This window comes from Vibrio sp. 10N.222.54.A3, from assembly GCF_041474095.1.
GTDB classification, from domain to species: Bacteria; Pseudomonadota; Gammaproteobacteria; order Enterobacterales; family Vibrionaceae; genus Vibrio; species Vibrio crassostreae_C.
Genome location: NZ_JBFRTN010000046.1, coordinates 18,573 through 28,336 on the forward strand (window position 1 = coordinate 18,573; position 9,764 = coordinate 28,336).

General features: G+C 44.4%; 6 protein-coding genes. 4 read left to right on the forward strand and 2 right to left on the reverse strand.

Annotation, left to right across the window (positions count from 1 at the left end; all coding sequences use genetic code 11):
• The first annotated feature begins 1 nt into the window (after position 1).
• The 3 genes from AB4507_RS11110 to AB4507_RS11120 all read left to right on the forward strand — a co-directional run bounded on the left by AB4507_RS11110 (position 2) and on the right by AB4507_RS11120 (position 4,833).
• Positions 2-1,087, forward strand: a complete 1,086-nt coding sequence (locus AB4507_RS11110) for an efflux RND transporter periplasmic adaptor subunit (RefSeq protein WP_017060312.1) — start codon at positions 2-4, stop codon at positions 1,085-1,087.
• Entirely contained in the window at positions 1,080-4,190 is a 3,111-nt protein-coding gene (locus tag AB4507_RS11115; RefSeq protein ID WP_372073088.1) for an efflux RND transporter permease subunit, read from the forward strand. The genes AB4507_RS11110 and AB4507_RS11115 overlap by 8 nt, the downstream gene beginning before the upstream one ends.
• A 76-nt stretch (positions 4,191-4,266) precedes the next feature.
• Positions 4,267-4,833, forward strand: a complete 567-nt coding sequence (locus AB4507_RS11120) for a DNA-3-methyladenine glycosylase I (protein WP_372132415.1) — start codon at positions 4,267-4,269, stop codon at positions 4,831-4,833.
• Positions 4,834-5,077: 244 nt separating this feature from the next.
• On the opposite strand, the gene AB4507_RS11125 is transcribed toward AB4507_RS11120, so the two are convergent.
• Both AB4507_RS11125 and cls read right to left on the reverse strand, forming a co-directional pair.
• Positions 5,078-6,262 (reverse strand): cystathionine beta-lyase, encoded by a 1,185-nt coding sequence (locus AB4507_RS11125; RefSeq protein ID WP_017065338.1) that lies wholly within the window; start codon positions 6,260-6,262, stop codon positions 5,078-5,080.
• 182 nt (positions 6,263-6,444) lie between these two features.
• Positions 6,445-7,899: a cardiolipin synthase gene (cls, locus tag AB4507_RS11130; RefSeq protein ID WP_372131667.1), complete on the reverse strand. Its 1,455-nt coding sequence runs from the start codon at positions 7,897-7,899 to the stop codon at positions 6,445-6,447.
• A gap of 366 nt (positions 7,900-8,265) precedes the next feature.
• Between cls and AB4507_RS11135 the strand changes: the two genes are divergently transcribed.
• Entirely contained in the window at positions 8,266-9,699 is a 1,434-nt protein-coding gene (locus AB4507_RS11135) for a sodium-dependent transporter (RefSeq protein ID WP_050543975.1), read from the forward strand.
• The last annotated feature ends 65 nt before the right edge of the window (positions 9,700-9,764 follow it).

Sequence of the window (9,764 nt, forward strand, 5' to 3'; positions counted from 1 at the left end):
CATGAAAACACTTAAAGTGGCTGCTGGCCTGTCGTGTTTAGCCTTACTGACGGCTTGTGAAGATAAGCAAGCTGTAGAAGTGAATAACACGCCCTTGGTTAAAGCTATCGAGATTTCAGTCATCGATTTTAGCGACAAACTCTATTTCCCTGCGGTAGCAAACGCTGCTGAGAAGGCTCACCTCAGTTTCCGAGTTGCGGGTGAAATCTTCAAGCTAGATGTGAAGGAAGGTGAACGAGTTGCCAAAGGGGACATCATTGCCGAGCTTGACCCAACCGATTATCAATTGGATGTGGACAATGCTCAAGCTCGTTACACGGTAATCAATAGTCAATACCGACGTTCGAGTCCGCTAGTGAAGAAAGGCTTATTGGCTAAGTCGCAATTCGATGAAATTGCCGCTCAACGCCAGATTGCTTATGCCGAGTTGGAACTGGCGAAACTGCGCTTATCGTTCACTATGCTTCGTGCCCCTGTTGATGGGATTATTTCTCGAGTCAGTGTCGACCAATATGAAAATATTCAGGTAGGCCAACAGATTGTGAACATTCACAGTGTTGAGGATGTCGAAGTTGTGATTCAGCTCCCTGACCAAATTTATGTGAATCAACCCAATGAAACGCTCCTCTCGAACGTGGAAGCTGTGGTGAGAGTGCCAAGCGGTAATGAATACACCGCAGGTATTAAAGAGTTCACCACTGAACCCGATCCAAGTACGGGTACCTTCACGGTTACATTAGCTTTGCCGATGCCAGAAGACGATTTGATTCTTGATGGTATGGCCGTTGATGTGACTTCAAACGGGCGGGATATCGGTTTGGAGCTAAAAGCTGGTGTACTTATTCCGATCGAAGCGGTATTCAATGCAGACGGTGATGAACTGGATCGTAAAAACTCTTATGTGTGGGTTCTTAACGACGACAAGACAGTCTCGAAACAACAAGTCGTGTTAGGAAAAGCAAACCAGGAAACATTGCAGGTAGTGAAAGGATTGGAAATGGGGCAGCATGTCGTTGTTGCAGGCGTATCGCGATTGCGAGATGGGATGACAGTGGAAGTATTGTCTCAGGAGACGAACAATGAGTGAAGTAAATAACAAGCCCCAAAATGACGATCAACAGGGTGATGATCAGATCACAGGTGTTGCTTCTTACTTTATACGTAACAAAGTCATTAGCTGGATGCTATCTCTGATCTTTCTTATTGGTGGTGTTTCAGCATTCTTCGGTTTGGGGCGTTTAGAAGATCCTGCCTTTACCATCAAAGATGCAATGGTCGTGACTTCATACCCGGGGGCAACGCCTCAGCAGGTGGAAGAAGAAGTTACCTACCCACTAGAGAAAGCGATTCAACAGCTTACCTATGTCGACGAAGTGAACTCTATTTCAAGCCGTGGCCTGTCTCAGGTAACGGTAACGATGAAGAATAACTATGGTCCGGACGATCTTCCGCAAATTTGGGATGAACTTCGCCGAAAAGTGAATGATCTTAAGGTTGAACTGCCACCTGGGGTCAATGATCCTCAAGTCATTGATGACTTCGGTGACGTTTACGGGATCTTGCTTGCGGTGACGGGTGATGGTTATAGCTACAAAGAGCTGCTGGATTACATTGATTATCTAAGGCGAGAGCTGGAGTTGGTTGATGGGGTCAGTAAGGTCTCTGTTTCTGGTCAACAACAAGAGCAAGTATTCATTGAGATATCGATGAAGCGGATAAGCTCTCTGGGTCTGTCTCCAAGCACGGTATTTAACCTTTTATCGACTCAAAATATTGTATCAAGTGCAGGAGCAGTAAGGATTGGTGATGAATATATTCGAATCCATCCAACGGGTGAGTTCCAGAACGTTGAACAGCTTGGAGATTTGATTCTTACGGAAGGTGGCGCTCAAGGGCTTATCTATCTAAAAGATGTGGCGAATGTAACTCGTGGTTACGTTGAGGTACCGAGTAACATCATTGGTTATAACGGCGAACTCGCGCTTAACCTGGGTGTCTCTTTTGCGCAAGGCGTGAACGTGGTAGCGGTTGGTGAAGCGTTTGATCGAAGATTGGCCGAGCTAAAGTATCAACAACCCGTCGGCATCGACATCTCCGAGGTTTATAACCAACCTAAAGAGGTGAACAAGTCGGTAAGCGGATTTGTAGTGAGTTTAGGGCAGGCGGTTGCGATCGTAATTGTGGTGTTACTGTTCTTCATGGGAGTACGATCGGGTCTGTTGATTGGTTTGATACTGCTATTGACCGTATTCGGCACCTTTATTTTCATGCAGTACTTCAAAATCGACCTTCAACGTATTTCACTGGGCGCGTTGGTTATTGCCTTGGGGATGCTGGTGGATAATGCCATTGTGGTGGTGGAGGGGATATTGATCGGCACGCAGAAGGGGCGAACCCGGATGCAGGCCGCCACTGATATCGTGACCCAAACCAAATGGCCACTGCTTGGCGCAACGGTGATTGCGGTCACCGCGTTTGCTCCAATTGGTTTGTCTGAAGATTCAACGGGCGAATACTGTGGCACTTTGTTCACGGTGCTATTGATTTCATTGATGCTGAGTTGGTTTACTGCCATCTCGATCACGCCGTTTTTTGCCGATATCTTCTTCAGAGGACAGAAGGTTGATCCCGATAACGAAGGCAAAGATCCATACAACGGGATGGTTTTTGTTATCTATAAAAACTTCCTTGAGTTCTGTATGAAACGCGCGTGGCTAACCATGATCGTTCTGGTGATTGGTTTAGGTGCGAGTGTGTACGGTTTTGGCTTTGTGAAACAAGCATTCTTCCCATCTTCAACTACTCCGATGTTCCAAGTGGATGTTTGGATGCCAGAAGGTACGGATATTCGAGCAACTAATACCAAGTTGAGAGTGCTTGAGAGTTGGTTGTCGGAACAAAGTGAAGTTGAACATATCACGACCACGGCCGGTAAAGGTCTGCAGCGTTTCATGTTGACCTACTCACCCGAGAAGAGTTATAGCGCGTATGGCGAAATCACGGTTCGTGTGACAGATTATCAGGTACTTGAAGGGCTGATGCGTCGCTTCCGTGAACACGTTGACAGTCAGTTCCCTGAAATTGATTACAAACTTAAGCAAATTGAATTAGGCCCTAGTGGCGGTGCGAAAATTGAGGCTCGAATCGTCGGTTCAGACCCAACCGTGCTACGTTCAATCGCAGCTCAAGTTATGGACATCATGCGTGCCGATGACGGAGCGTTTAACGTTCGTCATGATTGGCGTGAAAGAACTAAGGTCTTAGAGCCTCAGTTCAATGAAAGCCAAGCGCGTCGTTATGGTATTACCAAGTCTGACGTTGATGATTTCCTAGCGATGTCTTTCTCTGGTAAGTCGATTGGTGTGTATCGTGATGGTACTACGCTGATGCCTATTGTGGCTCGTTTACCTGAAGATGAGCGAGTTGATATTCGCAACATCGAAGGTATGAAGATTTGGAGCCCGGCATTAAGCGAATATATTCCGTTGCAGCAAGTGACGCTTGGCTACGAATTGGAATGGGAAGATCCACTTATCATCCGTAAGAATCGTAAGCGCATGCTGACGGTAATGGCCGACAACGACCTATTGGGTGAAGAAACGGCTTCGACGTTACAGAAACGCTTACAGCCACAAATTGAAGCGATTGAGATGCCTCCGGGTTATTCGTTGGAGTGGGGTGGTGAATATGAGTCATCTGCTGATGCACAAGCGTCACTGTTTACCACTATGCCGATGGGTTACCTGTTCATGTTCTTGATTACCGTGTTCTTGTTCAACTCAGTCAAAGAGCCGCTGATTGTTTGGCTAACGGTTCCATTAGCGCTAATCGGGGTAACGACGGGCTTATTAGCCTTGAATACACCATTTGGCTTTATGGCATTGCTAGGCTTCTTGAGTTTATCCGGGATGCTACTTAAGAACGGTATCGTATTACTTGATCAAATTGAGATTGAAATGAAATCAGGTAAAGACCCTTATGTTGCGGTAGTTGATGCTGCATTGAGTCGTGTTCGCCCAGTATGCATGGCAGCGATTACAACGATTCTAGGTATGATCCCGTTACTGCCTGACATCTTCTTCAAGCCAATGGCAGTAACCATTATGTTTGGTTTAGGCTTTGCGACTGTACTCACGCTAATCGTAGTACCTGTGCTGTATCGTTTATTCCATAAAATTGAAGTGGCTTAACGTCAACTAACCTTTGAAATAATGCCCCTATTTGGGGCATTATTTTTATGTACGATTACTAAAAGAGACTATCGAAATGGAAGCGAATACAGTGGATAGAACGTGTGCATGGGCGCTTAAACATGAGCTTGAAAGGGAGTACCACGATGCAGAGTGGGGCGTGCCTGTTTATGATGACCAAGTTCTGTTTGAGTTCATTACTTTAGAAGGCGCTCAGGCGGGTCTTAGCTGGATTACGATCCTTAAAAAGCGTGAAGGCTATCGTGCTGCATTTGATAATTACGATCTAAACAAGCTAGCTGAGTTGAATGAAGACAACGTGCCGTTCATCATTGAAAACTTCGATGTGGTTAAGCATAAGGGCAAGATCGCCTCTGTATACGGTAATGCTCGAGCAACACTTGAACTCCAGAAAGAGTTTGGTTCTTTATCAAATGCTTTGTGGCAATTTGTCGATAACAAGGTGATAGAAAACAACTGGACTGAGATGTCTCAAGTTCCCGCTTCTACCGAGCAATCTAAAGCAATGAGTAAGTTTTTGAAAAAAAGAGGCTTTAAGTTTGTAGGAGAAACAATCTGTTACGCATTTATGCAAGCAACAGGTATGGTCAATGATCATTTAGTCGGTTGCCCACACAAATAAAGTGTTATTTATTTCAGCGGAACAATCACTTAGAAATTGAAAAATTCATAGCCATTTTTTCATCGCTCTGAGATCTTTAAGTGGATGTGCTTTAAGGTTCAATATTGGCTTTGAAAGCTTCTGGACTATGAGCGGTTTGTATTATGAGCTGAAGTATCTGAATATGAGTATTTTGAGTTATGCTTTAAACAGAAAAAGGCAGGAATATCCTGCCTTTTTTGCATATTAGACCTATCGTCTCAGATTAAATCAGAGCGCTATAACGTTCTAATCCCGCCTCTAGATCAGCAATCAGGTCATCAACATCTTCTAACCCAATATGAACACGTATCAAGGTACCTTCGAAATTAGGATTGGCAACAGTTCTCAAGCTGTCAAAACTGCTTGGTTCGTTAGCTAGAATCAAACTTTCAAATCCACCCCAAGAGTAACCCATACTAAAATGTGTCATTCCATCAAGTAACGCTGTCGTCGCTTTGATATTAGAGTTGTTTAGTACAAAAGAGAACAAGCCATTACCGCCAGTAAAATCTCGTTTGAAGAATTCATGGCCTGGGCAAGACTCAAGAGCAGGGTGACGAACGTGGTTAACTTCAGGACGAGTCTCTAACCATTTTGCGACCTTCAAGCTGCTTTCTGCGTGTTGGCGTAGACGCACATCAAGAGTACGAATGCCGCGAAGCCCTAAATAAGCATCATCAGGTGAGACACATTGCCCCATCAAGTAACTTTGCTCTCTTAGTTGATCCCAGCATTTCTCATTGGCGACTGCCGTACCTAGCATCACATCAGAGTGACCAACAATGTATTTGGTCGCTGCTTGAATCGAGATATCAACACCAAAATCAAACGGTGAGAAGTTCACGCCAGCCGCCCAAGTATTGTCTAGCATAACGATGATGTCATGTTCATGAGCGATACGCGCTAGTGTTGGAATATCCTGCACTTCCATGGTGACAGAGCCTGGAGACTCAGTAAACAGCACCTTAGTGTTTGGCTTGATAAGGTCTTGGATACCTTCACCAATCGTTGGCTCGTAGTAAGTTGTCTCTACCCCCATCTTTTTCATGATGGTGTCACAGAAATCACGAGTAGGTTCGTAGCAGGTGTCAACCATTAAAATATGATCACCTGTTTCTACAAAAGAGAGAATGGCATTCGAAATTGCTGCTGTACCACACGGGTACAGTGCACAACCCGCGCCGCCTTCAACTTCAACCATCGCATCTTGGAAGGCAAAATGAGTGTTGGTTCCACGACGTCCGTAAAAAAGGGTCTTGTTAGCGCGGTTAATCGTAGCTTTACGCTTCTCTTCTACTGAGTTAAATACGACAGTTGAAGCGCGTTGTACTGGTGGGTTAACAACACCATTGGTCCACTTCTTATCACGACCGGCAGTGATAAGTTTAGTGGTTTTGTTCTCGGACATGCTGTGAATTCCTTATCAATCGGTTATGTCCTATTTAAAACATGCCAAGAGTGTTCAAAGCAAGAGCGGAGCGGGGATTTTTGCGCTTTTCTTACGATTTTTAACCTTTCACTCAGTTAACAGTGAAAGGTTAAAAATGATCGATGGGGAAACAACGAGCCATAATCGACTCATTGCTGGAATTATAGGAGTGGGTTGAACAAGTAGAACAGCCTCTCAAAGAAGCGATTACTAAGGTTTCTTTGCTCCCACTGTTCTAACTCTACAGAGTGGGATGAAGAGATATAAGATTTCTGCAGCTCAGACAGTTTTTGCGTGAAATGCACATCATCCACAGCCAGAGTCACTTCAAAGTTGAGCCACAAACTGCGCATGTCGATATTGACGGTTCCGATCAAGCAAAACTCTTCATCGATCACTACCGATTTGGTATGAAGAAGGCCACCGTAAAATTCATAGATCTTCACGCCAGCTTCAAGCAACTCGGTATAAAACGCACGAGAAGCCCATTTAACCATTAGTGAATCGTTATTGTGTGGAATGATCAGTTCTACAGTTACGCCGCGTTGAGCTGTCATCTTAAGTGTTTCGAGTAAGTCAGCACTTGGCACAAAATAAGGTGTAGTAATACGTACAGAATGATTCGCTTGATTGATGGCGATGGTCAGTACTTGTAAGATCAAATATTCCGGCATGCCAGGGCCAGACGGCACTACTTGAACCGGATGATGTGTCATGATTTCTTCAACTGGGCATTCAGGTATATCAGGGAGAATGCGTTCACCAGTCTCAACTTCCCAATCCCAACCATGGATTGCAGAGAGCACGTTAACAGTTGGACCTGTTACACGGACCATGACATCAATCCATTGACCAACGCCGGAACTTTGTTTGAAGTGAGCAGGATCGACCATGTTCATTGAACCCGTATAGGCGATAGTCTCGTCAATCACAATGATTTTGCGGTGTTGTCTTAAATCTAGGCGACGTAAGAAAATACGCCATGGGCTCACTTCTAGTGCTTGTACGACTTGAACGCCTGCGTCCTTCATCATTGACTGCCAGTGGCTTTTGAAAAAGCGAGGGCTACCGGCTGAATCGAGCAAAACTTTAACATCTACGCCACGTTTTGCAGCGCGAATCAGCGCAGAGGCAACCGAATCGGTCAGGCCACCTGGATGCCAAATATAGAAAACCATCTTGATACTGGTTTGTGCATTTTCTATATCTTCGATAATTGCGTGTAGGATCTCGTTTGGTGAAGATTGCAGCGATAGAGTGTTTCCACTGAGTGCAGGGATGCCCATTCGATTGTTACAAAGCTCGTCAATCTTATGGATAGGGGAGCCGACTTTCCCTGGTTGGTGAAGTTGGCAATCATTCAATTGACGGAACCAGTCGCCGAAAGGGGTAAACATACGATGAGCGCGTTCAGCCCTTTTTCTGCCTAGGTTTAGCTCACCAAAAAGGAAGTAACAAGCTACACCAACAATCGGGATAATGTAGATAACCATTAGCCAAGCAAGAGAAACGCTGACAGAGCGTCGTTTTAGTACAACACGAAACGTCACACCGGCTACGAGAACCCAGTACAAAACAACAGAGGCCAAAGTTAAAAAATGATAAAGCTTATCCACATTGAATACTCGAAAAAAGAGACACTTAGATAGTAATGCTATTTAACGGATATGGGAATTTAAGGAATCAACTATTTACAAAATAGAGCAAAAGATGTAAATAGGTTAAAGTTGTTAATTTTTGGTCAACTTAAGAAGAAAACGATTGTTTTGTATGAAAAGTCGGCATTTAACCATAAAAATTTACATCTTTAACGAAATTTGTACGGTATGCTCTTCCAATTTTATTCTTAAACTGGTTTACTTGCTAGACAACGAGCGTCAATCAAATCTTTTAGGTGTGTAAATTTATTTATACACCTTCCTTTTAAAGACGCCACCCAAAGCAAAACACAACATCACATAACACAAAAGTTTGGAGTACACGTGGCTACTAGTAATACAACCACAACACCCCGCGATACCTGGGGTTCGAAGTTAGGATTCGTAATGGCTGCAGCAGGTTCTGCTGTTGGCTTAGGTAACATTTGGAAATTCCCATACACAGCAGGCGAAAGTGGCGGTGGTGCATTCGTTGCCATTTACCTGTTTTTTGTAATTTTTATTGGTTTCAGTGTCATGCTGACTGAATTTGCGATTGGCCGTCATACGCAAAAATCAGCAGTAGGTGCATTTAAAACAACTGACCGTCGTTGGACGTTCGCTGGCGTTATCGGCGTATTCAGTGGTCTACTTATCATGGGTTTCTACCCAGTAGTAGGCGGTTGGTCAATCGCATACATCGGTAAAATTGCAGGTGGTCTTCTAGACGCACCAGAAGCAATTGGTGATAGCTTTGGTGGCTTTATCTCAAACCCAGTTCAACCACTAATGTGGATGGGCTTATACCTACTACTTAACGTTGTTATCGTTATGAAAGGTATCTCTGGTGGTATTGAGAAAGCAGGTAAGATTCTGATGCCGCTTCTTTTCATTATCCTTATTGTAGTATCAATCAAAGGCATTATGCTTCCGGGCGCGATGGCTGGTCTTGAGTTCCTATTCAGTCCTGACTTCTCTAAAGTAGACAGCAATGTAATCCTAGCCGCTCTAGGTCAAGCATTCTTCTCTCTAAGTCTTGGTATGGGTTGTATGATGACATACGGTTCTTACCTTAAGAAGAAAGAGAACCTAGTTCAGACAACAGCAATGGTAACCGCAATGGATACTGGTGTTGCTATTCTAGCTGGTGTTGCAATGTTCCCTGCAATGTTCGCGTTCGGTATGGAACCTGCAGCGGGCCCTGGTTTAGTATTCGTTGTTGTTCCTCAGCTATTCGCTGAAATGGGCGGCGTAATCGGTCTTCTATTTGCTCTTATGTTCTTCGTTGGTTTGAGTGTTGCGGCACTAACATCTTCAGTATCTCTACTTGAAGTTGTGGTTTCTTACCTAATCGATGAGAAAGGCATGAAGCGTGTAACAGCGGTACTGTCTGCAAGTGTTGTAATGGCGATTCTATGTATCTTCGCTTCTCTATCACTTGGCGGCTTCGGTCCAACACTGTTTGATACTGGCGCGTTCGACATTTTCGACCTACTAACGGATAAGATTTTCCTAGCGGTTGGCGGTATGTTGGTATGTATCTTCGCTGGTTGGAGACTAAACCGTGCAGACCTAGAGAAAGAAATCACTAACGACGGTGAAGTCTCTTTCCCACTATTTGGTCTATGGTACACACTAGTTAAGTACATCATCCCTGTAGCTATCGCAATCGTTGCGTTCATGGGTATCTCTTCTGGCTTCGATAGCGGTAAAGGTGCAATCATGCTACTAGGTATTGGTATCATTGCTGGTTTTGCGCTGATTTCTAAGAAGTTCTAATCGCAAGATAAAGTAATTTGATAAACGGGAGCTCATTAGCTCCCGTTTTTTTATGGTGCGCCGAG

What these genes read in the sequence shown, in the direction of transcription:
- AB4507_RS11110 (WP_017060312.1), top strand. Translation starts at nt 2, where the DNA reads ATGAAAACACTTAAAGTGGCTGCTGGCCTGTCGTGTTTAGCCTTACTG.
- AB4507_RS11115 (WP_372073088.1), top strand. Translation starts at nt 1,080, where the DNA reads ATGAGTGAAGTAAATAACAAGCCCCAAAATGACGATCAACAGGGTGAT.
- AB4507_RS11120 (WP_372132415.1), top strand. Translation starts at nt 4,267, where the DNA reads ATGGAAGCGAATACAGTGGATAGAACGTGTGCATGGGCGCTTAAACAT.
- AB4507_RS11125 (WP_017065338.1), bottom strand. Translation starts at nt 6,262, where the DNA reads ATGTCCGAGAACAAAACCACTAAACTTATCACTGCCGGTCGTGATAAG.